This window comes from Aliivibrio kagoshimensis (genome assembly GCF_050337105.1).
In the GTDB taxonomy this organism is placed as follows: domain Bacteria; phylum Pseudomonadota; class Gammaproteobacteria; order Enterobacterales; family Vibrionaceae; genus Aliivibrio_A; species Aliivibrio_A kagoshimensis.
Window position 1 is genome coordinate 1 of the sequence record NZ_JAKJSQ010000056.1, and the last position, 26,048, is coordinate 26,048.

The 26,048-nt window shown below is 40.9% G+C and carries 29 protein-coding genes; 11 read left to right on the forward strand and 18 right to left on the reverse strand.

The features are described 5' to 3' along the window. Positions 1 to 132 precede the first annotated feature (132 nt). Complete coding sequence (locus tag L4C32_RS15775) at positions 133 to 384, forward strand: Ogr/Delta-like zinc finger protein (protein ID WP_428197849.1); 252 nt, start codon at positions 133 to 135, stop codon at positions 382 to 384. A 32-nt stretch (positions 385 to 416) separates the two neighbouring features. On the opposite strand, the gene L4C32_RS15780 is transcribed toward L4C32_RS15775, so the two are convergent. The 10 genes from L4C32_RS15780 to L4C32_RS15825 all read right to left on the reverse strand — a co-directional run bounded on the left by L4C32_RS15780 (position 417) and on the right by L4C32_RS15825 (position 7,323). After that, positions 417 to 764, reverse strand: a complete 348-nt coding sequence (locus L4C32_RS15780; protein ID WP_428197850.1) for a hypothetical protein — start codon at positions 762 to 764, stop codon at positions 417 to 419. 23 nt (positions 765 to 787) lie between these two features. Next, complete coding sequence (locus L4C32_RS15785) at positions 788 to 1,399, reverse strand: hypothetical protein (protein ID WP_428197851.1); 612 nt, start codon at positions 1,397 to 1,399, stop codon at positions 788 to 790. Positions 1,400 to 1,488: 89 nt separating this feature from the next. After that, the gene (locus L4C32_RS15790) at positions 1,489 to 4,110 is read right to left on the reverse strand and encodes a replication endonuclease (RefSeq protein ID WP_428197852.1); all 2,622 of its coding nucleotides are present in this window, start codon (positions 4,108 to 4,110) and stop codon (positions 1,489 to 1,491) included. A gap of 73 nt (positions 4,111 to 4,183) precedes the next feature. Then, positions 4,184 to 4,477, reverse strand: coding sequence for a hypothetical protein (locus tag L4C32_RS15795; protein WP_428197853.1), 294 nt, complete (start codon positions 4,475 to 4,477; stop codon positions 4,184 to 4,186). Further along, the gene (locus L4C32_RS15800) at positions 4,474 to 5,016 is read right to left on the reverse strand and encodes a DNA methyltransferase (protein ID WP_428197854.1); all 543 of its coding nucleotides are present in this window, start codon (positions 5,014 to 5,016) and stop codon (positions 4,474 to 4,476) included. Before L4C32_RS15800 ends, L4C32_RS15795 begins: the two co-directional genes overlap by 4 nt. Continuing rightward, positions 5,013 to 5,594: a 3'-5' exonuclease gene (locus L4C32_RS15805; RefSeq protein WP_428197855.1), complete on the reverse strand. Its 582-nt coding sequence runs from the start codon at positions 5,592 to 5,594 to the stop codon at positions 5,013 to 5,015. Before L4C32_RS15805 ends, L4C32_RS15800 begins: the two co-directional genes overlap by 4 nt. After that, positions 5,591 to 6,130: a hypothetical protein gene (locus L4C32_RS15810; RefSeq protein ID WP_428197856.1), complete on the reverse strand. Its 540-nt coding sequence runs from the start codon at positions 6,128 to 6,130 to the stop codon at positions 5,591 to 5,593. Before L4C32_RS15810 ends, L4C32_RS15805 begins: the two co-directional genes overlap by 4 nt. An 81-nt stretch (positions 6,131 to 6,211) precedes the next feature. Further along, positions 6,212 to 6,532, reverse strand: a complete 321-nt coding sequence (locus L4C32_RS15815; RefSeq protein ID WP_428197857.1) for a hypothetical protein — start codon at positions 6,530 to 6,532, stop codon at positions 6,212 to 6,214. A 10-nt stretch (positions 6,533 to 6,542) separates the two neighbouring features. Further along, positions 6,543 to 7,082, reverse strand: coding sequence for a phage regulatory CII family protein (locus L4C32_RS15820; RefSeq protein ID WP_428197858.1), 540 nt, complete (start codon positions 7,080 to 7,082; stop codon positions 6,543 to 6,545). A 37-nt stretch (positions 7,083 to 7,119) separates the two neighbouring features. Next, complete coding sequence (locus tag L4C32_RS15825) at positions 7,120 to 7,323, reverse strand: excisionase (protein WP_428197859.1); 204 nt, start codon at positions 7,321 to 7,323, stop codon at positions 7,120 to 7,122. A gap of 309 nt (positions 7,324 to 7,632) precedes the next feature. Between L4C32_RS15825 and L4C32_RS15830 the strand changes: the two genes are divergently transcribed. The 5 genes from L4C32_RS15830 (at position 7,633) to L4C32_RS15850 (ending at position 10,937) form a co-directional block, all read left to right on the forward strand. Then, positions 7,633 to 8,256 (forward strand): LexA family transcriptional regulator, encoded by a 624-nt coding sequence (locus L4C32_RS15830; RefSeq protein WP_428197860.1) that lies wholly within the window; start codon positions 7,633 to 7,635, stop codon positions 8,254 to 8,256. Between the two features lie 402 nt (positions 8,257 to 8,658). Next, positions 8,659 to 9,603, forward strand: a complete 945-nt coding sequence (locus L4C32_RS15835) for an SIR2 family protein (protein WP_428197861.1) — start codon at positions 8,659 to 8,661, stop codon at positions 9,601 to 9,603. Positions 9,604 to 9,656: 53 nt separating this feature from the next. Further along, on the forward strand, positions 9,657 to 9,863 hold the full coding sequence (locus L4C32_RS15840) for a hypothetical protein (RefSeq protein ID WP_428197862.1): 207 nt from the start codon (positions 9,657 to 9,659) through the stop codon (positions 9,861 to 9,863). Positions 9,864 to 9,996: 133 nt separating this feature from the next. Beyond that, complete coding sequence (locus L4C32_RS15845) at positions 9,997 to 10,278, forward strand: hypothetical protein (RefSeq protein ID WP_428197863.1); 282 nt, start codon at positions 9,997 to 9,999, stop codon at positions 10,276 to 10,278. Between the two features lie 5 nt (positions 10,279 to 10,283). Further along, positions 10,284 to 10,937: a DNA-methyltransferase gene (locus L4C32_RS15850; protein ID WP_428197864.1), complete on the forward strand. Its 654-nt coding sequence runs from the start codon at positions 10,284 to 10,286 to the stop codon at positions 10,935 to 10,937. Positions 10,938 to 11,040: 103 nt separating this feature from the next. On the opposite strand, the gene L4C32_RS15855 is transcribed toward L4C32_RS15850, so the two are convergent. Genes L4C32_RS15855 through L4C32_RS15865 form a run of 3 tightly spaced genes read right to left on the reverse strand, consistent with a single transcriptional unit; the run spans position 11,041 to position 13,282 of the window. Then, positions 11,041 to 11,904 carry a hypothetical protein gene (locus L4C32_RS15855; protein ID WP_428197865.1) on the reverse strand — a complete coding sequence of 288 codons (864 nt, stop codon included), beginning with the start codon at positions 11,902 to 11,904 and terminating at the stop codon, positions 11,041 to 11,043. Then, positions 11,904 to 12,509 (reverse strand): hypothetical protein, encoded by a 606-nt coding sequence (locus L4C32_RS15860; protein ID WP_428197866.1) that lies wholly within the window; start codon positions 12,507 to 12,509, stop codon positions 11,904 to 11,906. The genes L4C32_RS15855 and L4C32_RS15860 overlap by 1 nt, the downstream gene beginning before the upstream one ends. Next, positions 12,500 to 13,282 (reverse strand): TIGR04255 family protein, encoded by a 783-nt coding sequence (locus L4C32_RS15865; protein WP_428197867.1) that lies wholly within the window; start codon positions 13,280 to 13,282, stop codon positions 12,500 to 12,502. The genes L4C32_RS15860 and L4C32_RS15865 overlap by 10 nt, the downstream gene beginning before the upstream one ends. 256 nt (positions 13,283 to 13,538) lie before the next feature. On the opposite strand from L4C32_RS15865, the gene L4C32_RS15870 reads away from it, so the two are divergent. The 3 genes from L4C32_RS15870 to grxB all read left to right on the forward strand — a co-directional run bounded on the left by L4C32_RS15870 (position 13,539) and on the right by grxB (position 16,193). Continuing rightward, positions 13,539 to 14,573: a phage integrase gene (locus tag L4C32_RS15870; RefSeq protein WP_428197868.1), complete on the forward strand. Its 1,035-nt coding sequence runs from the start codon at positions 13,539 to 13,541 to the stop codon at positions 14,571 to 14,573. Positions 14,574 to 14,683: 110 nt separating this feature from the next. Next, positions 14,684 to 15,490, forward strand: a complete 807-nt coding sequence (gene xthA, locus L4C32_RS15875) for an exodeoxyribonuclease III (protein WP_428197869.1) — start codon at positions 14,684 to 14,686, stop codon at positions 15,488 to 15,490. Positions 15,491 to 15,542: 52 nt separating this feature from the next. Then, positions 15,543 to 16,193, forward strand: a complete 651-nt coding sequence (gene grxB / locus L4C32_RS15880; RefSeq protein WP_428197870.1) for a glutaredoxin 2 — start codon at positions 15,543 to 15,545, stop codon at positions 16,191 to 16,193. Between the two features lie 85 nt (positions 16,194 to 16,278). Here grxB and L4C32_RS15885 read toward each other — a convergent pair whose 3' ends face one another. The 4 genes from L4C32_RS15885 to L4C32_RS15900 all read right to left on the reverse strand — a co-directional run bounded on the left by L4C32_RS15885 (position 16,279) and on the right by L4C32_RS15900 (position 19,408). Further along, on the reverse strand, positions 16,279 to 16,956 hold the full coding sequence (locus tag L4C32_RS15885; RefSeq protein ID WP_428197871.1) for an ABC transporter permease: 678 nt from the start codon (positions 16,954 to 16,956) through the stop codon (positions 16,279 to 16,281). Positions 16,957 to 16,958: 2 nt separating this feature from the next. Beyond that, entirely contained in the window at positions 16,959 to 17,699 is a 741-nt protein-coding gene (locus L4C32_RS15890; protein ID WP_428197872.1) for an ABC transporter permease, read from the reverse strand. Between the two features lie 120 nt (positions 17,700 to 17,819). After that, complete coding sequence (locus L4C32_RS15895; RefSeq protein ID WP_428197873.1) at positions 17,820 to 18,596, reverse strand: ABC transporter substrate-binding protein; 777 nt, start codon at positions 18,594 to 18,596, stop codon at positions 17,820 to 17,822. A 41-nt stretch (positions 18,597 to 18,637) separates the two neighbouring features. Next, a complete protein-coding gene (locus tag L4C32_RS15900; protein WP_428197874.1) occupies positions 18,638 to 19,408 on the reverse strand; it encodes an ABC transporter ATP-binding protein in 771 nt (256 codons plus the stop codon). A 626-nt stretch (positions 19,409 to 20,034) separates the two neighbouring features. Between L4C32_RS15900 and L4C32_RS15905 the strand changes: the two genes are divergently transcribed. Both L4C32_RS15905 and pflB read left to right on the forward strand, forming a co-directional pair. Next, positions 20,035 to 21,561 (forward strand): DUF3360 family protein, encoded by a 1,527-nt coding sequence (locus L4C32_RS15905; RefSeq protein WP_428197875.1) that lies wholly within the window; start codon positions 20,035 to 20,037, stop codon positions 21,559 to 21,561. Positions 21,562 to 21,768: 207 nt separating this feature from the next. Then, positions 21,769 to 24,045, forward strand: coding sequence for a formate C-acetyltransferase (pflB, locus tag L4C32_RS15910; RefSeq protein WP_428197876.1), 2,277 nt, complete (start codon positions 21,769 to 21,771; stop codon positions 24,043 to 24,045). Between the two features lie 59 nt (positions 24,046 to 24,104). Here the strand turns inward: pflB and L4C32_RS15915 are convergent, their stop codons facing one another. Next, positions 24,105 to 25,985 carry a methyl-accepting chemotaxis protein gene (locus L4C32_RS15915; protein ID WP_428197877.1) on the reverse strand — a complete coding sequence of 627 codons (1,881 nt, stop codon included), beginning with the start codon at positions 25,983 to 25,985 and terminating at the stop codon, positions 24,105 to 24,107. Between the last annotated feature and the right edge of the window lie 63 nt (positions 25,986 to 26,048).

Consider the following 26,048-nt stretch of genomic DNA (forward strand, 5'->3'; position numbering starts at 1 on the left):
CTGATACACCAATTACATCAATACAACTCAGATGTGGTTAGTCCACATTAAATCATATAAGTCCAACCACATAGCACTGTACATAAACACAGCCATTAATTTATAATGGTAGGGTCAGTCAGTGAGGTGTTTATGAGAGTTCTTTGTCCAGAGTGCGGAGGTAAAAGCTGCATTCAAAAGAGTAACCGAATATCGTTAGGGTATTCAGATCTGTACTGCAGTTGCAGTAACCCAGAGTGTGGCCACTCGTTCGTAATGAATCTAACCTTCAGCCATACATTAAGCCCATCAGCCAAGAGTTCTAGTCAGTTAGCATTTGAGTTATTAAAAACCTTAGCCCCCAATCAACAACAAGAGCTCAAACAGCAATTATCCATGCTATAACAACAAACCCACCGAATTCGTTCAGTGGGTTTTTAATTGCGTTGCCAACCTAATCGATAATCCTCATATCTTTGCGTTCCTGGACGATAAGGGTTTTTATGCAGTCCCTTACCATTCAACGCCCCTTGCTTGTATGCTTGCCTTTCAGTTTGAGCTATCTCTTTTTCTGAAAGTTTTTCCTCAGCCTCATCTGCGTAGTTACTCGCCATTGTTCGCGCTCGATCTTTATCGAAAGCACTATAGATTGGTGTAAACGAGCAACCAGAATACTCAAACTGATTCTTCAGTTCCTTTTGGGCTTCTTCTATCGAATCAAAAGGACCAAAGAAACGATTAATCTCTGTCGTGGTATCTATTATTTTCGCAAACCAAAGGGCCATTCAGTACTCCATAGTTAATAATTTTAGCTGTGTACTATTTTTCGAGAAAGGTATTCTGATTGGTTTTTCACTAAATTCTCACCACGTATGATCCTCACTGCAGCTTTTGCGCTTAACAATGCCAAAGTACCGAAGTATAAAAAAGTAATAACAAATAGATATAATGATTGAAGAAAGGTTATGTCAATTACTTTACTCATGAACAATGGGCTAAATGCAATCATACTAAAGGTGAGGTACCAACCTACATACCAAAGTTTACGCCGTGTTCTCACACCATTTGATGCATATTTATCTTTAAATTTGAGTTGTAAGCTACCTTCAGTTTCTAATTTTTCTAGATAATCTGTTGCTAACACATAATCACTCAAACATTTAACCGAATTTTCTAAAGTTAAAATATACTCAATCTCTTTTACTGAAATAAAAGGAGTTCCCGCTAGTGCCTGATAGCCTTTTTCAACAGCATAGGGGTGTAATTGACCATCTTGCACATCAGTTAAAAAACTCTTGGCAAAATCATAATCCTCTCTTAATCGAAAGGTTTTTCCTTTAGCCCAATCATACAAATGCTTGCTCACTAATATAAAGGTCAAAATCACCGTAGGTAATTTCAACCATACTGAGATATCCATAACTACACCTTATTCATTAAGACCATTCAGATTCGCATTAAAACCAAATTATTTCAAGTGGTTAAACAACAACCTACATAGTGACTTTGTTAAATTAACGGCCAATCATCATCACCAAAGTCATGCTTAGTGAAAATTGAAAGGTTTGGTTGTTCATATTCGTCCCGGTTCGTCGGCTTGGGTTCATCTGGCCAACCATCAAACTCAAGCCAGCGCATATCTTCTGGCTCTTTTTCAATTTCAATAAGCTGAGCGGGTCTGATATTCCCTTCACTGTCTAATTCAGCAGGTCTGATTTTTAAACTTCGTCCATCATGCAGATTTAGAGAGCTACCATTTAATAAGGCATTCAAGGCATTTTCATCGACAAAGGTATCGACCTTTTTGTTTTTCTGATTAGGAGCAAATATATTCTTTAGCTGATTGCTGACCTGTACTCTTTTGGGCTCCGTACAGTTATTGACAGAACTCCGAGAGGCAGCTGCGCTGCCAGAAAGAGCAAGAGCCCCCGCTTCAACATTATCGGTTTTTTTAACTATGGTTTTCTTACCTTTATATCTCCACGTTTCAGGATCAGGCGTCGGTTTTTCAAATTCATGTACGGTTTCAATATCTGCTTGTGACCTCTTCACAATCGTCCAAGATTTAGTGCGTGTTTTGACCGTTTCTTCAGGTGTAATAAAACCCTCAATTTTGCGAACGTCTTCACCATGCGGTGAGGCGAAAGGCAGCACCTCATAAGAGTTCACTATGAGGAGATCTGCACGCTTAACGAATGGCCCACCCTGCCCCATGATGTAGCCTTGCCAGTTACCATGATCAGCTGCCGCTAATGTGCCTGCGACACTTGATTGCTTTGAATCTCCTCTTGCTTGATAGCTATCACTAATCACTTTCATTAATTCTTCATTGGTGATCAGTTTGCTTGGTTTAATAGGCCCAACCAAATCACGCTGTAGCATGGAGTAAATGGTGAGTAAATCGACACGTTTTTGCATGAACACGTATTCCATAAAGGCTTTTTTGTTTTGGTTAGCAAAGCGGCGTAATTCACGATAAGTGGTAACTGGCGCACCACCAAAGAACTGAAACTGCCGAATACTCCAACGGCTTTTCCAAGCGTTAACGTTTTTCGCCATCTCTTTCACTGGCTTTTCAGCTTCATCAGACATTTCAGCGTCCATGGCATAACCATCAATATTCTTTGAAATGTACTTGGCGATGTAGCCTGTTGCTGTGCCTAGCGCAGGATCAATCAAACCGATATCACAGCGTGGGCGGTAGTCTAATGGCCCTACATAATCCCCTTTTCTAAACGGTTTTTTCTTCTCTTTCTCTTGCTTGGGGTGCAGTTCATTTCGGTCTTCTTTCGTGGCATAGGTGATAAAAACATCACGAACAAATGCAACTTCCTCTGGCTTAACCCATAGAAGTAAATGCCAGTGTGGCGTGCCGTCGTGATGCGGCTCAGCAACTCGAACACCAAACCAACGGATCTCCTCACGGCCCAATTTGGCACGAATACGCTGCCAAATAGTATTCAAATACGTTTGAGTGTCACGAGGGCTAGCACCATTCCAGTGATCAATGAAACCACCCTTTTTGTAACTGTTATGGTATTTAGAAGGCGCCGTTAATGTTAAGAATAGCCCTTGTAAACCAAGCTCATTACCAATGTCTTCACAACCACGGCAACGAACCATTAATTCATGACGGCGTATTGCTGGGTTTGATACGCTTCTTAATACCATCTCATCAAGGGCAACCTCTTCACCCGTTTCTTCATCACGTAAAAGCCTATTTTGTATCGCTTCCCAGTTTCGACTTTGCTGCTCTTTATGCTCTCTGAGGCAATCCCAAGAGCAATACACAGATGCTTTAGAAGAGACCTGTCCCATTGCTATGGCTAGATGTTCGCGCATTATTTTGCGAGCTTTCACTAACCGTCCTAACCACCATTTGTCATCAAGCATGCGCGAGATGTCATTCAGTGCGGTAAGATCGGTTTGCTTCTTTCGTTTACGCGGTGGCTTAATACCAAACTGGCAAACGAATTGAGCTAACTCTTCATAACCAATAGCTTCAGCAGTCTCTTCTTCTGTTAGCTCTGTCTTATCCACTTTTTCAGCGATCAATTGAAAACTAACACCTACAATCTGACTAATTTTAAAAGCCATCTCTTTCAATTCGTCTTGCTCAAGTTCGGCTAGAATCCGGCTCTTTACTGGCTTGCGGTTTTTCTCGATCATCTCGAAGTCAAAACGCATCTGTTCTTTTTTAGCCTGATAAGGTTTTACAAAGTCGCTTTGCTTAGTGTCGCCATACTCTTCACTTAACAAAGCCACCTTTTGGGTGGTTGGGAGTTTTTTGTATTTGGCCAGAACCATGCGAACGCGCTCACTTGCAGGTCGCATTTTGTTTCGCAGGAAGGTATTTGCTTCTTTTAAGCTCTCCTTTTCGCAAATATCGATATAACGATTGGCAAAATATTTAGCCAGGTAAGTCGGCAGTCCATCAAAGAACTCTTTACGCCACGCATGATCACGAGGGTTAACGTCAAAAAGCCTGCGCTCAATAACACTTAAATCTTCTGGCTCGATGGTTTCAGTAAATCGACGATAACCAAAACAAGCCTCGTCAACGGGTGTTAACGGGGCTTGGTATGGAAAATCATACTTTTCGATTTCGGTTGGTTCGCTAAGAGACTTCAAAGAGTAAGTCCCATTAAACGAGCATTAATCATCCTCACTTTGGCTTGATATAATGGGTTCTCTACAAATGCACTCATACTAACGCCTTCAATTCTTGAACTGAGACGCCTAACTCTCTTGCAAGGTGAATGTCTTCAATTCTGCTTCTGGTTTTAACCGCAATCTTGCGCACCTTTACCACTGGCGATGTTGCTCTAGCCGGTGCCGTTATTTTTGGTGATGTTTTACGTGTTTTGCGCTTAGCTTTTGTCTTAGTACCAGATTGCGTTTTTCCCTGGTACTGATTGCGCTTTTGGGCACATAGCTTTGTTTTATTTTTCTGGTAGTACTCACGCTGATAGCGCTGCTTTTCAGTTAACTCACTCATGCTGCCACCCCATGTCCAATTGAAACGATATGACTTAACCCTTGAGGGATATCGAAGCGGTTACCGTTGTCCCAAATGAACCAGGCGTATTCGCACGAATCTGAACCACCGCCAACAAAACGAGGACGTGGAACAATGATCGGGCATTTAGGTGGGAAACCAATTTCATACCAAAACGGTAGTCGTTTTTTAGAACCTAAATAATTGACTCGTTGCAGATATGCCATGGTTCCACCTGCAGCTAATTCACTGATGCTTTTTCGAATAAACTCTTCAGTTAATGAAAACGGTGGGTTTGTAATGATCACGTCTTGAATACCAAAATCAGTGGTTAGGTAATCAATACCCTTTTCGATTTCAGCAAATGACTTTTGGCTTGTTGGCAGATCAATCTTGTCAAAGATTGCACCGGTACCTAAACAAGGCTCTAAGAACTGGTCAGTTGGTCGAAGCGTTAACTTCGATAATAGTGCATCGACTACTTCTGCCGGTGTTGGGTAAAGCTCGCGTGGCTGTACTTTTCCGTTTGTAGAACTCATGCTTCCACCTCAGCTTGTGTTGGTGTTACGAATGATTGCCAAATAGCAGAAACGTACTTTGCTTGAAACTTCGCATCATCGAGTGCGGAATGGTGGGTACCCTCTCGGGTTAGTGTTGCCTTTGGATCTATACCTAGAATTGAGCGCCCCATTTCCACGATGGTTCTCACGTCTCGGTCATTCCAATGAATGAAATTCGGCTTAATACGAGCCGCTTTAAAGGCATTAACTAAAATCACATTGTCGAAGCCACTGCCATTACCCCAAACTTGAATGTCTTTCTTATCTCCAAGGTCAGCGAGCCATTGATTTAGCTCTAACAACGCATCTTTAAGTGAAGACTTAGGTGTATCTCGTTCAAATATGGCTCTTGCCTCTTCACTCTGAGTCAGCCACCAAGAAACCGTTGATGCATCAATAACACCGCAATGAGCTGAGCTATTCAGGCTCACCACCTCTTCGAACTCTGCACCTAATTCACCAGTAACAGGTGAAAACACAACGGCACCAATAGAGACAATTGCTGCATTGCTTGTATTACCCATGGTTTCTAGATCTAACATCACGTGAGTACTCATGCTGCCACCTCTGCTTTTTTGTCAGCTTCATCACGAGCGTCAATAATCAGCTCCGTAATCTTGGACTCGATTAAGAGAAGCTTCTCAAGTGCTTCTTCCTCCCCCATATCCACGCACTCCCGTAGCAAACGGTCTTCAGGTCGATTTTTATCTAGATAGTCTGTGGTGGTTGGGCTGACACGGACATGAAACCAATTAATATGTGCGGCAAAATCAGTAGCAATATGAATCACATCAGTATTGGCCATCGCTAACACATTAATCGCGTGTACGATGTCATACACATCACGCTGTCTCATCGCTTCCAACATAAACTCATTATCGTGTTCCAATTGTTCTAATGCATCACCCTCGACCGCTAGGTCAAAACGGTTTTCTTGGGGTAATAAATTAATGAATGCCTGCATTAGCTTTCTGTTCTGGCTAAGTAGCAAATCATTCATCACTCGTGACTTTTCTAGATTTACTTCTGATTGATTTAGCACATTACGAGCCTGTGTTAAGGCTTCGTTCGCTTCTACATTAATGTCTGTCATGGCATTGCTCCTATGGGGTAAAACAAAATTTAGGTACAAAAAAAGCCCCCTATTACAGAGGCACAGGTAACTTGGTAGTACTTAGGCTTTAAAGTGGCTAGGCTTTAACTTGTTTACATCGCCTACTTTGATATCAAAGCGTTTAATGATGCCTTTAAGTTCTTGCAAGCCTCTGCGAATTTTTTGAAGCTCTAGATCATCGAATTCTTCAAAGCTTCGGTAGCTATCTTGACTCGACAGACCGCCAGCAATGCAGATCATTCCACGGCTACGGACGGGCAAAGAGTTAAATGCAATTTTCAATTGATTACGTTTATGACGTTGAGTGAACAGCTCTTTGCATGCTGCGATGCTCTCTGGCGCTGGTCGAGTTGAATCAATTGTTTCGGCTAATTGAGGCATGACGAGATCCTTATGCTAGTCCTGGAAGCGGAGCACCCGAGGCAATGAAATCGACTCCCATAGAAAGGAATGAAGCCGTATTAGGTGTGCGCCCTTCAATATCATTGATAAGCAGTACCAGGTTCCCGATAGAAGCCTGGGCCTTTTGGATGATGGTTTGTTTGCTTCGGTGAGAGAGCCGAGTTTGTCCCGCATGCTCAATGGCCTCTTTGGCTAAATCACCGGCATGAACAGAGTTTTCAAGCGCTCTTCGAGCAAAGGTTTCTTCACTTGCATCAGTAGGAATGTGTGCGGTTACCACGCCAAGCCCACGCAAAAGGCTATTAACAACGGTGTAGTTCCCCGTAGTCTTTGCGATCGCTACCATCTCAACACACGTTAAAACATGCGGTTGCTCTGGATTAAGTTTGTTACGTAACATGGTTGGTGACATTTCCAACTCAGTCGCGATGCTGGTCATATTTTCGTTTAGTCGAAAGGCCATACACGCTTCTTCAAACGCCTTTTGTTTGGACTCACGGAAAACGCACATTGTTGAATTAGCAGACATATCAGATACTCAACTGGTAACAAGTGAAACGGATTAACTAATACTTGGCTTCTAAAGCACGCTTAGTTAACAGAGCAAGATTAATCAGGTTAAGCTCACGTGAACCGTCTTTTGACATCACTGGGATTTTTCCATCTTTGATCTTTTTAGTGATGGTATTTAGGTTCATCCCTGAAAGTTCTGCATACCGCTTCGCTGTTACATATGGAGCTTCTACCGATATAACGATGGCTTGACTCATGTTAAACACCTCTATTGTTATGGTTTGATTAATGGGTAATTAGGCGACTGGCTGGCACCGAGACTAATTACCCACTCTGTTTCACAGCACCTGTTCACAAATGCACTCATAAAGTGTTTATGTCGTTTGTTTTAAGTCGCTACTTGTGCAATTCTTACTGAAATGACTAAATAAAAGCATATATCGACAAATAAAGACAAAAAGCAAACTCATTAAGCACTCATTTAATCTATGAGTTCATTTTTGATCTATTTTTGCATTTTGTAAAGCGCTATTTGTCACTATTTGTGATGAGCTTCAAGGTGTGAGATGAGTACTGATATAGAAAAACAGCTAGATGAGTTAAAAGTACTGACAGGTACTTCTAAAATAATCGAACTTGCTAATGCATTAGGTGTTGCTAGAAACACGATTCAGAACTGGCGTACGCGAGGGAAAATCCCAGAACGTATTTTCATAAAAGCCCAACAAGTTGCTGACGGTGTGGTCAATCACTCCCTAATCAGCAGTGATACAAAATACGTTGAATTAGATTTCTACGATATCGAAGTAAGTGCTGGCAGCGGCGCTCTAGTTGTGCAAGAGAACCAGCCTGAAGGCATCGCCTTTAGCCGCACATTCATCTCAAATGAAATTGGTGTAAAGCCAAACAACATCTTTTTAATGCCCGTTCGTGGCGACAGCATGACCCCCACCCTACAAAATCACGCTTTGGTGATGGTGAATCGTATTGAAGATTTCACTGGCGATGGCATCTATGTTTTCCGCTTTGATGGCCAGCTAATGGTTAAACGCCTGCAGTTCACTAAAACTGGCTTAAGTGTTGTTAGCGATAATGCGACCTATAAGCCATGGGAGTTGTCGAGAAGTGAAATGACGACCTTTGATTTTGAGATCATTGGCGAAGTTGTGTGGGCGGGGCAGAAGGTTTAATTAGTATAGAGCTGTYCAAATGCTAAATTGAGAACTCACTTTTTGATTAGGATAATCGTATGTGGGTTCTATTCATTACTTGTCTAACAGCATTTTTCATCTATTGGTTTAGAGCTCAACACAACAAAAGGCGTAATCATCAGATAGAAATATGCTTTATCGGATTCGATACTGAGGCTGAGAAAGAGTTAACTGAACAAGCTACAAGTAAGGGAATGGTAGTGAGGGAATGCGTAAACGACAACTTACATATCCTTTGTTACGGTTCTAACCCGAAGCCTGAAGTGTTAGAGCATGCTCGCACACATGAACTCATGATTTTAAATCAAGATGAGCTATCAATTTTACTTAAAACTGGTGGGGCAACTGTAATTATATGACCAAAATTGGGGGGATTTTAAATTGCTAACTTTATTCCTTGGTGCTGGCTTTTCTAAATGGGCATTTGACCTCCCCTTAGTTAGCAACTTGTTCGATTTTGATGTATCAGTAACTTCAGAACAAGAAGACAGAAAGCTTCAGCTGATTGAAAAAGATTGGAATGAATGGGAGAAGGCAAATCCAGGGATTACAGCTGAGAAATTCGTTCACTGGTGTATTGAAAAGTCATCTCACAGAAAGAGCCGTATCATTTGGTATGTTAGTCGCCGCCTAACCGAACCATTTATGACAAAAATTAGTGGTGCCTATTCAGCTGCAATGTTTGATGAACGCGTAGTTAGGGAAAACAAGAGTATTCTTAAGCTCAATCAATTTTTTAAAAAATTACAAAAATCTGGCTTGCAAAGTATTATCACTTGTAATTATGACACTATCGTAGAATGCGCACTCGGTACATCAGGTTTTCATTATGGTTATGTTGGTGAGCAGCTTATTGGCCGAGGAATTAACCCTCAATTCCCGTGGATGGGTGCCCATTTAAGAGTCACAGGATCTACTCCTTTAATTAAACTTCATGGCTCATTGTCTTGGGACAAGAAAGCCAAATACACTAGCGGCAAGCCCGGGAGAGCAGGGAAAGCATTCATAGTCCCTCCTGCCCCTGAAAAAATCCCGCCTCCGGAACTAAAAGATGTTTGGGAATTAGGATCCAAATTACTAGAACATTCTACTTGCTTGATTGTCTTTGGTTTTGCATTTAATCCATACGATGAAGCTTTGCTTGATTACCTAAAAAACCATGGTTCTAATGTGACTAAGGTTCTCTTGATAGATCCGTTTCCAAATATTGAAAGTGCAAAAAAATTATGGCCGAACTGTCAAATTGACACTATTGACCCTCGAAAAAAATTCAATATTAATAAATGGCTTGTATCTAACCGTCACTTATTAGATACAGTAATTTAATAATTCTTTATATATTGCAATTAACACAATGATACTAATAAAGGAGCTAAAGCATGTATAACGGCCATTGGTACGATGTAAGTGGGAAAGAAAGAATCGACTTAAGACCAATGAAGTTAGATTTCAAAAACCTTGAACAGGCAGTTGATGAAGCTTTACACGTTTTGCCCGATACGCAACTAATTGTATCTAGCAAAACTCTTGATTGGGGATTAATATCAATTGAAAGCACTAAACGCATGCTAATCTGCAAAGATTAACCAAGTATTCTATTAGTCACATCCCATTTATATAAAAGATTTTTTTTATATTAACATTATATAGTCCAGGTCCATTTTTTCTAAAATTAGCTTTAATATTATACATTTTTCACTATCTCTAAAGGAGAATGTTATGGCCTGTAGTTGTTGTGGTAAGCGTTTAAACATTGGAACCATTCAAAAAACTGACTCTCAAACGAGACAAATCTTTAAGTCATGCCCCCATTGTTCTGATGCAAATGGAGGGGAACACGTATTTCACCCTTATCCAGGTTCATTTGGTAAAACACCAGCAAGAGTAACGGCACGCAATCCTGATGGTCATCAAAGCTACTGCATTGACTGTCGCCGCCTAGATAGAGGCCAAGCTTCACAAACTCATATGCATGGTAAAGCTTGCAGTAGCATTATTTAGGATTTATGAATTTATACAAAGAAGATGCCGTAAAATGGCTATCAACGCTTGCAGATGCAAGCGTTGACTTGATAGTTACCGACCCTCCATACGAATCACTTGAAAAACACCGAAAGGTAGGCACAACTACTCGCTTGAAAGTTAGTAAATCATCAAGCAATCAATGGTTTGATATATTTCCAAATGAGCGATTTGAAGAGCTTTTAATTGAGATTTATCGTGTTCTGAAGAAAAACTCACACTTTTATTTATTTTGTGATCAAGAAACTATGTTCATCATTAAGCCCATCGCAGAAAAAATTGGCTTTAAATTTTGGAAACCAATAATTTGGGATAAGGTTTGTATTGGTATGGGATACCACTATCGAGCTAGGCATGAGTACATACTTTTTTTTGAAAAAGGTAAGAGGAAAATTAATAATTTGGGGACACCAGATATACTTGAATGCAAACGTGTTTATCGCGGCTATCCAACTGAAAAGCCAGTCCCATTAATAGAAACTTTAATATCCCAGAGTAGTACTGAAGGTGAGCTTGTCATAGATCCTTTTTTTGGTTCTGGGGCAACTTTTATCGCAGCACAAAACTTAGACCGCCAATTTAAAGGATCCGATATTTCAGAATCAGCCCACGAATACTATCAAAGTAGAATTCGTTGAAAGGCGCATTAGGTACATACCTAACATTTACTTAAGAAGAAAAAATAAAAACCTCTAAATTGGAGGCTTTTGTTTAATCTTCTTTTATTACTTTTCAAACGTATTAATCAATTCGAGGGTTTACATCTGGAGGTAAAGAGACTTGTTGCTTATATGATATGTCGTCAAGATAAATCCTTGTGAATCTATCCAGTAAATCTATCGAAACCTTTTTTGGGGAAAGGCATGCAACAGTTACATCAAGACCAACACTTTTCATCAATGTGGCTAGTTTCTCAAGTTTAGGTGACCCAGCCTTCTCGTCACTTTCATTAAAAACTAAACCTAGGAGTTGAACTTTATATATCTCATTGGCCTTATCAATCTCTCCTTTAGGCTCTAGACTAACGTAAACCCCTCTAAACTCGGCACCTAATGCCTTCTCAGCTCTACGATAAGGCTTGGATTCAATTCCATTTATAATATCATTAAAGGCAGTAGGTAACGCTGGTTTTGTATAGTGCCCACCTAACCAATTAACAAAGGAACGACGGTCTTGTTCAGTAATTGAAATATCATGATCTATAGATGTATTTATAAGGTGTTTTTTCTTAATAAATAGCTTTTCAACAACCTTAATCTCAAAGTAGATCTCTTCTATTTTCGCCGACTCTTCTGAGCCAATCACCGTTCTACCCGTGCAATGAATAAACCGAGGGTTTTTGTTAAATTCTTTATTCCCATCAGTTTTATCTATAATTGATGCAACTACTAACTGAATAGAGCTTTCATCATCAGATCTTGCGATATAGCAAGATTGTGATGCAACTATTAATATAAACTCATCTTTTACTAACCTTGAAACATCGAGATCAATTACCCTGCATTGCTTCAATGTCTCAATAGCACAGTTCCCTGAAATAATACTTCCTTGTAGCCAACCGTTCATTTCCAGTTGCTCACCTAAGGATGATCCAGATGTATTCATTATGCAAATGGATCCTCTATTTCATCAGGCCCAGAGGTCAAAGTAATACCTGTACCAAGGAATAAAATTGAATCACTATCAGGGGCATCTTGAGCTAAAAGATCTAATAAATCACTCTTTTTACCAGATAATTCTACTGCATGATTTTCAATTCCTGAAATTGCCCATTTTTCAGCAATTTCATGAATCAATACCACACGCTCTAGTTTACTTTTCCGTACAGATTTCCCCGTTGACCATGAATGAACTGATTTCCGAGCAGACTGAAGAACGAAAGCTCTCTCCTCGTCATTGATCCCAAAAGCTTCCTTAATATCAAGTAGCATGTTGGTTACAATATTTACAGAATCAGCAGCATAGGGAGTGAATTGATTCAATTCTTTATTATGGCTTTTAGTTAATACTCCTCCAGACATGCCTGCAGCAGAATCTAACTCCCAAATATCTGATGTTCCTGATGCACTTTGTACTTCAAAAAATACATCTTTCAACGACTTTGAGTTAGATGTCGACTCATAAGGCATAGCACTAGCGCCATTCCCACCACTGGGTTTAGAAATCAAAGCTAATGTAGCGGCATCAATCGGTTCTATGTCTACAACCATACTTGTTTTGCCTTTTCAGTAGTTAACATCCAAAAAGCTTCTCTCGAAGACTCATGCAGTTCAGACATTAATGTGAGTATTCCATCAATATTGAAATCTTTTTGATTATTTTCATCTTGCCAAAAATGGTCAAAGTCTAACATTAGCCTTAATGTCGGTTGGTCGTCAGGTAAAACCGTAATTACCCCATTGATAAGGTCATCTGGCAAGTTTTCAGAAAAAACACCATTTTTTGTTCTAATTGCTAGAAACCCATGTTGTGTTTTAATTATGTTTTCTTGTCTTTGAAGTGCTTTCATCCCTAACTGATTGAATGTGTCATGAATAATAAGTGATGGATGTACAAGTTCTAATAAATCAGAATCTTGATTATTCAGACTTTTTACACAGTCACAGAAGCGCAACCCAACTCGCGAAAAAAGCCCCGGATTAATAATTTTATTAATGATATTTAAAATGTTATGGACTTTATTTAAAAAACCATCAAATCGGTCGTAATCAGATGTAACAAAAACAACACGATTAGCGTTCAATTCGACGCAGCATGTTTTAGCTTTATCTATAAATACCCAGCGCTTCGGAGACTCAATAGTTACATTATCATTAGAAACATTGATTGAGCGCTCTTCAAGCTCTTGAAAAATAGGATAATCATGCCTTAATTCATCTTGAATATCAGGGATATATTTATCCATTCTTGCAATAGTTGAAAATTTCACTTCAACTAAAGTAAGTTTTAATGGTTGCTGGCTGAGTTTATGGTATTTAGACATCTGTGAACCTCAAAGGAGAATTCCTACTATTTAGTATATTGAATTATACACACCTAACACACTAGTTACACAAAAATTTACACATCAAGATAATAGTTAGAAAAATTCTTTAAATCATGTGAAGTTAGTCCAGAACTAATAAATAATATAGCCTGAAATCTTTTGTAGAACTCATGTTTGGCAGTTTAAACAAAAAACATTGAAAAACACCCCAATCAAATATACTGTTTTTATATACAGTTATTTGGTGTTATTTATGACAGTTCGTAAGTTAGATGATGGTAAAGCTAAACTTTGGCTTTGTGACCTATACCCACAAGGTCGTGGCGGTAAACGCGTTCGCAAACGCTTTGCAACAAAAGGCGAAGCGCTCGCCTATGAAAAGTTTGTTTTGCGAGAAACAGAAGATAAACCCTGGGCGAGTAAAAAGGCAGATAGAAGATCACTATCAGAACTTATTGAACTTTGGTTCATGCTACATGGCAAACACTTAAAGTCTGGTGTGCATGTAAAAAGCCGGTTAGATATTATGTGCGAACAGATGCAAGACCCTACTGCAGCATCATTAACCCCTACTGAATTCGTTCAATACCGCGCTTTTAGGAAAACCGTATCAAGTCACAATGGCCGTGACGGAAAAGAGATGTCTGCCTCTTCTCATAACTATGACTTGTTCATCATGCAAGGCGTGTTCAATTTCCTAATTGATATCAAAGAGTGGCACCTTCCAAATCCAGTAAAGGGAATAAAGAAGATCAAACAGAGTGAAAGTGAGTTGTCATTTTTAACTCACGAACAAATTGAACAGTTGTTTGCTGTCATCGCAAAAAGCCCAATTGGTGATCAGCTTCAAACCATCTTTAAAGTGTGTCTATGTACCGGTGCACGCATAATGGAAGCGGTTAACCTTCAAGGCTCTCAATTGTCTAAATACAAAATCACCTTTACGAATACCAAGGGGAAGAGGAATAGAACGGTACCCATATCAAAAGCGCTTTACGGTGAGCTCTATAAACCCACTTCAGAGCGATTATTTAGCTGTGGCTATGGCGTTACTCACAAATGGCTGGCAAAAGCCTTGCCTGAGCTTCCTAGCGGCCAAGCGACTCATGTACTTCGCCACACTTTCGCTTCACATTTCATTATGAATGGTGGAAATATACTAGTGCTTCAAAAAATATTAGGTCATAGTGATATTAAGAACACCATGATCTATTCTCATTTTTCACCAGACCATTTAAATGACGCAATAGAACTCAATCCACTGGCTACAAAAATGACTACAAAATGACTCAATAATTTCCCTTTGTAGATATTTATATGTTTATATATACAGTATCGAGGTTTTGTAAGTCACTATAAAATAAGAATATTTAAATTTATCATAAGGTTAGAAAACATATGAAAGTAATCAGCTTTAATATCAATGGCCTAAGAGCTCGCCTACATCAACTACAGGCGATCATTGATAAACACCAACCGGATGTTATTGGCCTGCAAGAGATCAAAGTGCATGACGAAGCTTTTCCATTAGCCGACGTTGAAGCGATGGGCTACCACGTTTATCACCACGGTCAAAAAGCCCATTACGGTGTTGCTATGTTATGCAAACAAGAACCAATTTCTGTGCAGCGTGGGTTTACAACCGATACCGAAGAGTCACAACGCCGAATGATCATGGCCACTTTTGAACAACAGGACGGCCAAAAAGTCACGGTGATGAATGGTTACTTCCCACAAGGTGATAACATTAAACATGAAACAAAATACCCGTATAAACGTCAATTCTATAAAGATCTAATGACCCACTTACACCATGCCCACAACAGTGACGAACAGGTTATTGTGATGGGTGACATCAACATCAGTCCAATTGATGCGGATATTGGTATCGGCGAACCTAACGCCAAGCGCTGGTTAAAAACGGGCAAATGCTCTTTTCAGCCTGAGGAGCGCGAATGGTTAAAAACATTAATGGATTGGGGATTTGAAGACACCTTCCGTAAATTATACCCAGAGGTTAATGACCAATTTTCATGGTTTGACTATCGTTCTAAAGGCTTCCCTGACAATAGAGGTTTGCGTATCGATGTCATATTAGCGACCAAGAGTCTCGCGGCTAAGTGTATCGATGCAGGTATTGATTATCCATTGCGTGGCATAGAGAAACCTTCTGATCACGCACCTATCTGGTCAGAGTTTAGCTAATCCTTTGATTTCAGGCTATATTAAGGATGTTATAAATTTAAGGATGAATGGCATGAAATTATACCTTTTCGATCACTGCCCTTATTGTATTAAAGCTCAGCTTGTCGTTGGCATAAAAAAAATGGATGTAGAGATTCTCTATTTGCAAAATGATGATGTCGAAGCGCGAGTTGAAAAAGTAGGGGTAAATCTCGTGCCTATTCTCGAAAAAGAGGATGGCAGTTATATGGCTGAGAGCTTAGACATCGCCGCTTATCTCAATCAATATGACCATCACCGAGTCATAGGGAAAAGTACTCAAGCTGATGAGGTCACACAATGGTTAGCCGCTGTGTCGCCCTATGTCCGCCCACTTATCTACCCACGTTGGATGAAAATCCCTCTTCCGGAGTTTCAGCGACCTTCTGCATACGAGTGGTTTACCACTAAAAAAACAGCCATGATCGATTTGAGCTTCGATGCCGCCTTTGAGCGTTCTGAAGAGTACATTGCTAAGCTAGCTCCAATGCTTGTTGAAATTGATTTTATTACTTTGCCATCGGCAAAAGGAGATAAGCTGAGTTGGGATGATATTAATTTCTTCCCATTCCTCAGAAACCTTACGGTGATAAAGGGGTTAACCTTTCCTCCTCACATTAAAATGTACCTGGAAGAGATCAGTGAATTGACGGGTATTGACCTTTATTTTGATGTTGCGGTATAGCCTAATTTAACCCATAAACAAAAAAGAGCTTCGCCGTTCAAATGACGGTAAGCTCTTTTTTTATTTCCATGCTTTCAACGTATTTTTAGCTAAGAGGTCGCATATAGCGTAAAAACTTTTCTTCTGCTTTTTTGAAGCAGAATATAATGATGAAGGTTAACGCCATATAAAAGAGACCAGCGGTAATAAAAGATTCAAAAGGTGCATAGTAACGGGAATTTACTAGTCGCGCTGCTCCTGTAATGTCCATGATAGTAACAATGCCGGCAATCGCTGATCCGTGCAGCATAAATATCACTTCGTTACTGTAAGCGGGCAGTGCTCTTCGTAATGCGCTAGGTAAGATAACCCGTCGATATGCCATAAAAGTCCCCATACCATACGCTTTCGCCGCTTCCACTTCCCCTTTTGGTAAGCCATTAATTGCCCCACGAATAATTTCTGCGGTATAAGCGGAGGTATTGAGTACAAACGCAACCAAAGCACAGAACCAAGCGTGCTGCCATAATGTATCTTTCACGGGGAAAAACTGATCAACTCCGTAATAGATTAAGTAGAGCTGAACCAACAGTGGTGTTCCACGGAAGAAGTAGATAAAGCCCCAGGCAGGCATCCACACCGCATACAATTTACTGTTTCTAGCCACCGCCATTGGAACCGCCACAAGCAGACCGATTACCAGTGAAATACACACTAACCACAGTGTTGTCCAAAGCCCACTTAAATAGAGGGGCATACTCTCAATGATGATTGAAAAGTCCATGTCTACCTCGTATGAATACTAAATTTACGCTCAGCAAGTTTTAAGAACCCTGTTGAAACTGACGTAAAGAATAAGAAAATAATCGCCACCGCCATGTAGAAGGTAAATGGCATTTTTGTCGAACCCGCTGCCATTGAGCCAACTCGTACCATGTCTTGCAGACCAATAATGGAGACCAGTGCAGTCGTTTTCAGCAGTACCAACCAGTTGTTACCAAAACCAGGCAGAGCATGTCGAATCATTTGAGGTAATAGAATTCGACGAAAAGCCATTGGACCACTCATGCCATACGCCTTTGCTGCCTCCAATTCTCCTCTGTCAACCGCCATAATAGCGCCACGGAACGTCTCAGCCATGTAGGCACCAAAAATAAACCCTATGGTAATCACCCCAGCGGCAAACGGACTAATTTCAACATAATCTGGAAGGTAATCGACCCACTCATGAGCCGGATTGCTGGACGTCATCCACTCATTGATCCACTCGTTAATGGCATACAAACTGTCATTAAGGATGATCTGCCCACCATAGAATAGAATCATCATGAGTACTAAATCTGGAATGCCACGAATGACCGTGGTGTAAAAGGTCGCAATAGCTCGTGCCCATCGATACGGTGCCATTTTTGCCAGAGCACCTAACATGCCAAGTATCATCGCTAATGCCAATGACAACAACGCAACCTCTATGGTTAATATTGCCCCTTGAAAAATCGAGGCTTCGTATCCTTTCAAATCAAACATAATAGGTTTCCAATGCAGCTATTTTATGAATAAAAGTGATGTTAAAAATGGAGTTCATGAAACAGCAGAAAAAAGGGGGTAAATAGCATGGGCGGAGAAACCACCCATGCTCATCAGTCATTACTGACCGTATACATCATATTTGAAGTACTTTGCAGCAATCTCTTGATAGATGCCTTTTTCACGTAGAGAGATAATCGCAGCATCAAGTTTTGCGGTTAGATCTTTATCTTTTTTACGCAGTGCAATACCAAAACCATCGCCGAACCACTTAGGGTCGGTTAGAGAAGGACCAGAGAACTCGTAACCTTCGCCACCCTCTTTATTTAACAGACCTTCTTCAAGAGCGGCAGCATCACCTAATACAGCAGCAATACGACCTGCTTTAAGATCTAGGTATGCATCATCAAAAGAGTCGTAACGAACAATCTCGACCGCACCTGGGAAGTTATCTACTAAGTATTTATCATGCGTCGTTGCACGTTGAACACCAATTTTAACGCCTTTAAGACCTTCTTTAGTAAAGGTGAGATTAGCGCCTTTTTTCACTACATACTGGTTAGGAATTAACGCGTATTTACCCGTAAAATCCACTTTTTTCTTACGTTCTTCAGTGATAGACATTGCCGCAATAATTGCATCGTATTTACGTGCAGTCAGCTGTTGGATGATACCATCCCATGCTTGAGGAACAATTTTACACTTAACAGCAAGCTCAGCACACAGTGCGTTGGCCATATCAACATCAAAGCCTTTTACTTCACCACTTGGCTCTGTCCAGCTAAATGGAGGGTAAGCGCCCTCAATACCGAAACGAACGGTCTTCCACTCTTTTGCCTGTACAGCGCCAGTCAGTGTTGCTGTAATTAGTGCCGTAGCTAAAATCCATTTTTTCATTGTAATCTCCGATTATTTTTATGGTTTTCTTGGTTTTATTATTAGTATATTGACGAGATGAACTGTTTTAGTCGTTCAGATTTTGGTGTGGTAAACAGAATGCTAGGATCCCCCTGCTCCTCCACTAAACCTTGGTGTAAAAACATCACATGATTGGATACATCACGTGCAAATGCCATCTCGTGGGTTACCACTAACATGGTACGCCCCTCTTCAGCAAGGCTCTGCATAACACCGAGTACTTCACCGACCAACTCGGGGTCAAGTGCTGATGTTGGCTCATCAAATAGCATTACTTCAGGGTCCACTGCTAAGGCTCGTGCAATAGCAGCTCGTTGTTGCTGCCCACCAGAAAGGTGACCAGGGTAGTAATCTTTACGGTCGAAAAGGCCGACACGTTGTAAAATTTGCTCTGCTTTCTCAATAGCCACTTTTTTAGGCATGCCTAATACATGCACTGGCGCTTCAATGACATTTTCTAGAACCGTCATGTGTGACCAGAGGTTGAAACCTTGAAATACCATTGCTAGTCGAGAGCGAATTCGTTGAACCTGCTTTTCATTGGCTGGAACAGCTTCACCTAGGCGGTTGTTTTTCATCTCAATGAGTTCACCATTTACCCAGATTTCACCATCCGTGGGTGTCTCAAGTAAATTGATGCAACGTAAAAAAGTGCTCTTACCTGAACCTGAAGAGCCAATAATGGAGATTACATCACCTTTATTAGCTGAAAGAGAAATGCCTTTGAGTACTTCATTTTGACCAAAGTGTTTATGTAGCTCTTTTACTTCTAGCGCGATTGAATCCTGCATGCGCTCTCTCCCTTTAGCGTATTTTGAGCTGATATTTTGTTTTTTTGCGTATTTCTAGACGTTAACACTCAAAAATAAGCATCGCAACAATTTATTAACTTATTGCGACCGTGCTAATGAGGAATATTATGCATAAAATCGCGCTTTTTACCCAAACAGCACCAAACAAGCACCGCCATGCCATTTTAACCTTAAATAGTTATTCATTTCCAGCTATTCAAAGACCCCTTTTAAATTTAACAATATTTTACTCAATAATGTACATACATCACTCTATATGGTTATTTAGGCAGCACTTTCTGGCTGAAAAAATCATTCCTTATTAGTGTAATAAAATTACAGAATATTCTTTTCTTATCTTCATTTCCCTGCTTATCCCTATGAAACAATATGTTGCATACCTTGCATATTTTTTGCTGTTAAGCTCCTAATTTCCATGATTTTTATAACTTTTATGTATTCAAGCGGTTTTTTTGAGATGTTCAATGCCAAATTTTTCTGTATTTTTATTTCATAAGCTGAGAATAAGTGATCAAGATCAAACACTGACAGAATTTTGATATGCTAAACTCAAGTCCTCTAAAAAATAGTCACAAACTTTAAAATAAATTTTATATGAGGTTCCTATGTCTATAGGGAAAGAGCAGAACGAACAAAGTTATAGCGAGTTACATCGCCCTGCTTCAGAGTTTTCTTCGCGTTCAGATTATTTGGATAACGAGTTGAAGATAATGAAACCACGCCGTTGGGGTTTAAACCTTCCTGGTCGTGATTTCCGCTTTGAGTGGGAAGATTTAGTCCCTGCGCTAGCAGGTACCATCGGTATTATCGCGATGTACTCTGCGGTAATGATGTCGTGGGCCGACGGATTAACGGCTGCCTGGGATCACGTAAATCTAGGAAAAGAGTTTGCCATCGAAGTTGCACGAGTTGAAATGCTCATTCCAGCACTTCTATTCTGTGTTATTGCGTCAGGATTTATTAACCCAAGAGCCAACCTTGCTGGAAACCATGGTCCAATGATTCCGTTAATCGGTACCATTGCTTTGGCCGGCGCTCACCCTCTTGCTCTTGCTATCTTGATTGGTGTATTTGGTCTCATTTTGAGCTACCTAAAAGGGGGCTCAAAACTGGTGAACCTCACCTCGAAAGGGACAGCCGGCGGCTTATTAATATTTTTGGGTTTGACCGGAACCATTAGCCAAATCAGTTCTATTCAAACATGGGCTGTCGCTCTTGAATCAACCGATGTTGCTGCTGGTAGCATGGGTTACGTTGGTTTGATTGTTCTTGGTATCACCATTGCTATCTACGCTTATTTAGCGAAAGTAAACAAACGTTGGTTAGCGATTCCAGTCTGTGCATTTACCGGTTTAGGTATTGCGCTGATTCTCGGTGCTGGTTTTGATATTAAATTCGAAACGCAGATGGGTCTACCCAATCTAAATCCATTCTACTGGTGGGGTTCTACCTCTGAAGGTTGGATGCTAGGTTTGCCAAATATTGAGCATTTCATTGCCTCTCTACCGTTCGCTATTCTTGCTGTTGCAATGTGGTCTCCTGACTTCTTAGGTCACCGTATCTTCCAAGAACTGAACTATCCTAAAGGTGCAGAGAAAGTATTGATGGATGTTGATGACACGATGACAACCTGTTCAGTTCGTCAAATTGTAGGTACTGCAGTTGGTGGTGGTAACATCACGTCGTCTTGGGGAACCTATATGATCCCTGCAGCGATTGCCAAACGTCCTATCCCTGCTGGCGCTATTTTACTTGGTTTACTTTGTATTATCATCGCTATCCTTGGTTTCCCAATGGATGTTGCGGTGTGGCCACCAGTAATGCGTGTTGCTCTTTTAGTTGGTGTATCACTACCACTACTTGAAGCGGGTATGCAGATGGTTCGTGAAACAAAGGATTCACAAGCAGCGGGTATCTGTATTTTTGCTGCTATCGTAACGAATCCTGTTTTAGCGTGGGCACTAACCATGTTCTTGGATAATAATGGTTTGATTGGTGATAAAGAGCGTGCAGAGCGTCTATCATTTGTCGATAAAGTGGTCATTCCTGTAGGGGCATTTGTTATCTGTCTCATCGCTATGCTAGCGGTAGGTATGTTAGAAGGCCAATACGGTATTCCAGCACTGCTTTAAAGAAATAAAGAGTAGTGAGGTATCTCTTATGCTGCCTCACTACTAAGAAACATTTAGTAGCAATATAAATAATTAAGGCATTTAAATTCATCGCGTTAGTTATCTATATTACTATTGTTACGTGGTACTGTTTCCCAGACGGGAATTAACGGGCAACATTGTTAATCAGCAGTACGGTTTTTTTTCTACTAAAAAGGTAGGTATAACATGGCAGAGCATAATGCTAATGCTTGGAAAGGTTTCGCAGAAGGCGAATGGCAGACTGAAGTAAACGTTCGTGACTTCATTCAGAAAAACTACACTCCTTATGAAGGTGATGAAGCTTTCCTTGAATCTGAAGCTACTCCAGCTACAGCACAGCTGTGGGACAACGTGATGGAAGGAATCAAAACAGAGAATGCGACTAAAGCACCTCTAGACTTTGATACTGATGTCATCTCTACGATCACGTCTCACAAAGCCGGTTACATCAACAAAGATTTAGAAACTATCGTTGGTCTTCAAACTGACGCACCACTTAAGCGTGCTATCATCCCTAATGGTGGTATTCGCATGGTTGAAGGTTCTTGCAAAGCGTACGATCGCGAGCTAGATCCAACAATTTCTGAAATCTACTCGAAGTACCGTAAAACACACAACCAAGGTGTTTTCGACATCTATACTTCTGACATCATGAAGTGTCGTAAGTCTGGTGTATTGACGGGTCTTCCTGATGCCTACGGCCGTGGTCGTATTATTGGTGATTACCGTCGTGTTGCGCTTTACGGTCTTGACTTCCTAATCCAAGATAAGTATCAACAATTTGTTTCTCTTCAAGATCGTTTTGAAAACGGTGAAGACTTAACAATGACGATGCAACTTCGTGAAGAGATTGCTGAGCAGCACCGTGCACTAGGTCAAATCAAAGAGATGGCTGCTTCTTACGGCTTCGATATCTCAGGGCCTGCAACTAACGCTCAAGAAGCCATTCAGTGGACTTACTTCGGCTACTTAGCGGCAGTGAAATCTCAAAATGGCGCTGCGATGTCTCTAGGCCGTACGTCTACGTTCCTTGATATCTTCATCGAGCGTGATATTGCTGCTGGCGTTATCACTGAAGTTCAAGCTCAAGAGATGATCGATCACTTTGTGATGAAACTGCGTATGGTTCGTTTCCTACGTACTCCTGAATATGATGAGCTATTCTCTGGTGACCCTATCTGGGCAACAGAATCTATGGGTGGTATGGGACTTGACGGACGTACAATGGTTACACGTTCAAACTTCCGTTTCCTAAACAGCCTATACACAATGGGACCTTCTCCAGAGCCAAACATTACTGTGCTTTGGTCTGAGCAGCTTCCTGATGGCTTCAAACGCTTCTGTGCAAAAGTATCTATCGATACTTCTTCAATCCAGTATGAGAATGATGACCTAATGCGTCCTGATTTCGAATCTGATGATTACGCTATCGCTTGTTGTGTCTCTCCGATGATCATTGGTAAGCACATGCAGTTCTTCGGTGCTCGAGCTAACCTTGCGAAAACAATGCTTTACGCAATCAATGGCGGCGTTGATGAGAAGCTTAAAGTTCAAATTGGCCCTAAAGAAGCGCCAATGACGGACGAAGTTCTTGATTACGATAAAGTAATGGGTCGTCTTGATCACTTCATGGACTGGTTAGCAAAACAGTACGTGACAGCACTGAACTCTATTCACTACATGCACGACAAATACAGCTACGAAGCCTCTTTGATGGCGCTTCATGACCGTGACGTTCGTCGTACAATGGCTTGTGGTATTGCGGGTCTATCTGTTGCTGCTGATTCACTGTCTGCAATTAAATTTGCGACTGTTAAGCCAATTCGTGACGAAAACGGCATTGCGACTGATTTCGATATCGAAGGTGACTACCCTAAATTTGGTAACAATGACGCTCGCGTTGATGACATCGCATGTGAACTTGTTTCTACTTTCATGGGCAAAATCCGTAAGCTGAAGATGTACCGTGATGCAGTTCCAACGCAGTCAATCCTTACTATCACGTCTAACGTTGTATATGGTAAGAAAACAGGTAACACACCTGACGGACGTCAAGCGGGTGCACCATTTGCTCCAGGCGCAAACCCTATGCACGGCCGTGATGAAAAAGGTGCAGTAGCATCTCTTACTTCAGTAGGTAAACTGCCGTTTGCTGATGCAAAAGATGGTATCTCTTACACCTTCTCTATCGTGCCAAATGCACTTGGGAAAACAGAAGATAACCAACGCGCTAACCTTGCTGGTCTGATGGATGGTTACTTCCACCACGAATCAAACATTGAAGGTGGTCAGCACTTAAACGTGAACGTATTAAACCGTGAAACGCTTGAAGATGCGGTTAAACACCCTGAAAACTACCCACAGTTAACCATTCGTGTGTCTGGTTACGCGGTACGTTTTAACTCACTAACTGTAGAGCAGCAAAAAGACGTTATCGCACGTACTTTTACTGAAACTCTATAATTTATTGAGTAAATAACAAAAACCCTGCCTTGGCAGGGTTTTTTATTATCTGTAATACACTAAATAGTAAAGCGCTTACAATCCTCATTAAGCAAACTTGAACGCTGATCCACTTCACTACTGTTATATCGCAACTGCTCATTACTGCTGTCGGTTGACTGCATGGCAGTGGATATTTGAGCCATATTATCAGCCATAGAGTGACTGGTGGCTGCTAGCTCCTTGATCGAGTCAGCAATAATGATGGTTTGTTGATTCGCTTCATCCGACTTATGAATGATACCTTTGATGGTGTCCATTGCGGCGTGTCCTTGTTGCTGACCATTCACCATCGACTGCTCACTTTGATTGATGTATTGAATCACTTCAGCGCTCTCACGCTTCATGCTATCTATCGTTCCTGAGATCTCTTCCACCGCAGTAACAGTTCGAACCGCTAAATTACGCACTTCATCAGCTACCACAGCAAAACCTCTCCCTTGATCCCCTGCTCTTGCTGCTTCAATCGCCGCATTCAGCGCGAGTAGATTGGTCTGCTCAGCTACTCCAGTGATGATCTCCATGACAGAATCGATTTTACTGGAGGCCACTTCTAACTCATTCACATGCTTTGAGGCCGAGCGCAAAATATCACCAATCTCTTCTATCGATTTAATCGCGCTACCAATAACGGTTTCGCCAAGTACCGCAGCTTGATTGGCCTGTTGGCTTACATCAGAAACCATCGACAGATTATCGGAGACACCTTGCGCTGTAACACTCACCTCTTCAGTTGCAGAAGCCAGAATAGTAGTTTGATCGAGCACTTCCGATTGACTGCTTACCACCCCATCAACAATCGTATTCAATGTTGCAGCGTTATTAGATAGTGCTTGACTGCTTTGCTGCACTTTATCAATCAAGTGCCCTAGATTTTCACACGTCTGATTGGCAGCTGAGGCCAAGTGGTTAAATTCGTCTTTGGGGTTTTCACTGATGGTTAAGCGCTGGGTAAGGTCACCACTCGACATCGCTTGAAGAATGGTGGTCAGTTTGGCAAATGCCCCGGTAATATTAAGACTCATTGAGACAAAAATGGAAACCGTCACCACCGCCAATATCAAACAGGCCACCAGTACTGAAACTATCGCACTCTGCCCGGTATCACTGGATAACGTTTGGTAAGCAACTGCTTTATCATCCAAATTGGTGGCAAGAGTATCGATAGCGTTTAATGTGTTATCTTGTGCTTCAAAAAGTGACCGTTCAAGTTGATTCAGCTCGACTAGAGACTCACTGATCACCGTAAAGGTTTTTTTGTATTCATCCATCTCCTTTTCGTACAACTCTAACATCGCATAGTTGTTTGAAATATTGATGAAGCTAAACATAGAACGATTAAATAACTTTTTCGTCTGTTCAGATGGATTCAATAGGTAGTTTTGCTGCATCTTCACCATATTCTGGAAATCTGAATCTAAGGTCACCATCCCTGTCTCTTTGATTTTGCTTTCAATCGTACTCGCGAGGGTTTTTAGCCGTCCTAACTTGCCACTATTTACATCAAATCCAATCTCACTTTTTAATACCACCCAAGGCTCAAAAACTGACTCAAACGCATTCAAACTACTGCTTAAAGCATCAAACGCACTCGCTAAACCAACATTATTAAGTAATGGCGCACTTAATGATATTTGTTGTTGAATACTCTTTAAGTCTGAGCGTGCCTGACTGACCTCACTTTCGGTTAACGCCGTCATTTTCAACGCCAATTTTAGCAAAGAGGCTTCAGAGTACCTGAGCGATGCGGTTGAATTGGTGAGTTCAGAACTTTTGGATGTTTGTGCATTGATTAAATTCAAGGTGGTCATTGTAAAACCACCCAACCCCGTAAACCCGATCAACAACAAAACGACGGCTAATATAAGCTTTTGTTTTTGTGAAAGAAATATTGCAAGCATGAAAACTCCTCGTACTGCATTTATCATATAATTATTAGTATAGTTTTTGCTCACTATATTATG

What these genes read in the sequence shown, in the direction of transcription:
- L4C32_RS15775 (WP_428197849.1), top strand. Translation starts at nt 133, where the DNA reads ATGAGAGTTCTTTGTCCAGAGTGCGGAGGTAAAAGCTGCATTCAAAAG.
- L4C32_RS15780 (WP_428197850.1), bottom strand. Translation starts at nt 764, where the DNA reads ATGGCCCTTTGGTTTGCGAAAATAATAGATACCACGACAGAGATTAAT.
- L4C32_RS15785 (WP_428197851.1), bottom strand. Translation starts at nt 1,399, where the DNA reads ATGGATATCTCAGTATGGTTGAAATTACCTACGGTGATTTTGACCTTT.
- L4C32_RS15795 (WP_428197853.1), bottom strand. Translation starts at nt 4,477, where the DNA reads ATGAGTGAGTTAACTGAAAAGCAGCGCTATCAGCGTGAGTACTACCAG.
- L4C32_RS15800 (WP_428197854.1), bottom strand. Translation starts at nt 5,016, where the DNA reads ATGAGTTCTACAAACGGAAAAGTACAGCCACGCGAGCTTTACCCAACA.
- L4C32_RS15805 (WP_428197855.1), bottom strand. Translation starts at nt 5,594, where the DNA reads ATGAGTACTCACGTGATGTTAGATCTAGAAACCATGGGTAATACAAGC.
- L4C32_RS15810 (WP_428197856.1), bottom strand. Translation starts at nt 6,130, where the DNA reads ATGACAGACATTAATGTAGAAGCGAACGAAGCCTTAACACAGGCTCGT.
- L4C32_RS15815 (WP_428197857.1), bottom strand. Translation starts at nt 6,532, where the DNA reads ATGCCTCAATTAGCCGAAACAATTGATTCAACTCGACCAGCGCCAGAG.
- L4C32_RS15820 (WP_428197858.1), bottom strand. Translation starts at nt 7,082, where the DNA reads ATGTCTGCTAATTCAACAATGTGCGTTTTCCGTGAGTCCAAACAAAAG.
- L4C32_RS15825 (WP_428197859.1), bottom strand. Translation starts at nt 7,323, where the DNA reads ATGAGTCAAGCCATCGTTATATCGGTAGAAGCTCCATATGTAACAGCG.
- L4C32_RS15830 (WP_428197860.1), top strand. Translation starts at nt 7,633, where the DNA reads ATGAGTACTGATATAGAAAAACAGCTAGATGAGTTAAAAGTACTGACA.
- L4C32_RS15840 (WP_428197862.1), top strand. Translation starts at nt 9,657, where the DNA reads ATGTATAACGGCCATTGGTACGATGTAAGTGGGAAAGAAAGAATCGAC.
- L4C32_RS15845 (WP_428197863.1), top strand. Translation starts at nt 9,997, where the DNA reads ATGGCCTGTAGTTGTTGTGGTAAGCGTTTAAACATTGGAACCATTCAA.
- L4C32_RS15850 (WP_428197864.1), top strand. Translation starts at nt 10,284, where the DNA reads ATGAATTTATACAAAGAAGATGCCGTAAAATGGCTATCAACGCTTGCA.
- L4C32_RS15855 (WP_428197865.1), bottom strand. Translation starts at nt 11,904, where the DNA reads ATGAATACATCTGGATCATCCTTAGGTGAGCAACTGGAAATGAACGGT.
- L4C32_RS15860 (WP_428197866.1), bottom strand. Translation starts at nt 12,509, where the DNA reads ATGGTTGTAGACATAGAACCGATTGATGCCGCTACATTAGCTTTGATT.
- L4C32_RS15865 (WP_428197867.1), bottom strand. Translation starts at nt 13,282, where the DNA reads ATGTCTAAATACCATAAACTCAGCCAGCAACCATTAAAACTTACTTTA.
- L4C32_RS15870 (WP_428197868.1), top strand. Translation starts at nt 13,539, where the DNA reads ATGACAGTTCGTAAGTTAGATGATGGTAAAGCTAAACTTTGGCTTTGT.
- xthA (WP_428197869.1), top strand. Translation starts at nt 14,684, where the DNA reads ATGAAAGTAATCAGCTTTAATATCAATGGCCTAAGAGCTCGCCTACAT.
- grxB (WP_428197870.1), top strand. Translation starts at nt 15,543, where the DNA reads ATGAAATTATACCTTTTCGATCACTGCCCTTATTGTATTAAAGCTCAG.
- L4C32_RS15885 (WP_428197871.1), bottom strand. Translation starts at nt 16,956, where the DNA reads ATGGACTTTTCAATCATCATTGAGAGTATGCCCCTCTATTTAAGTGGG.
- L4C32_RS15890 (WP_428197872.1), bottom strand. Translation starts at nt 17,699, where the DNA reads ATGTTTGATTTGAAAGGATACGAAGCCTCGATTTTTCAAGGGGCAATA.
- L4C32_RS15895 (WP_428197873.1), bottom strand. Translation starts at nt 18,596, where the DNA reads ATGAAAAAATGGATTTTAGCTACGGCACTAATTACAGCAACACTGACT.
- L4C32_RS15900 (WP_428197874.1), bottom strand. Translation starts at nt 19,408, where the DNA reads ATGCAGGATTCAATCGCGCTAGAAGTAAAAGAGCTACATAAACACTTT.
- L4C32_RS15905 (WP_428197875.1), top strand. Translation starts at nt 20,035, where the DNA reads ATGTCTATAGGGAAAGAGCAGAACGAACAAAGTTATAGCGAGTTACAT.
- pflB (WP_428197876.1), top strand. Translation starts at nt 21,769, where the DNA reads ATGGCAGAGCATAATGCTAATGCTTGGAAAGGTTTCGCAGAAGGCGAA.
- L4C32_RS15915 (WP_428197877.1), bottom strand. Translation starts at nt 25,985, where the DNA reads ATGCTTGCAATATTTCTTTCACAAAAACAAAAGCTTATATTAGCCGTC.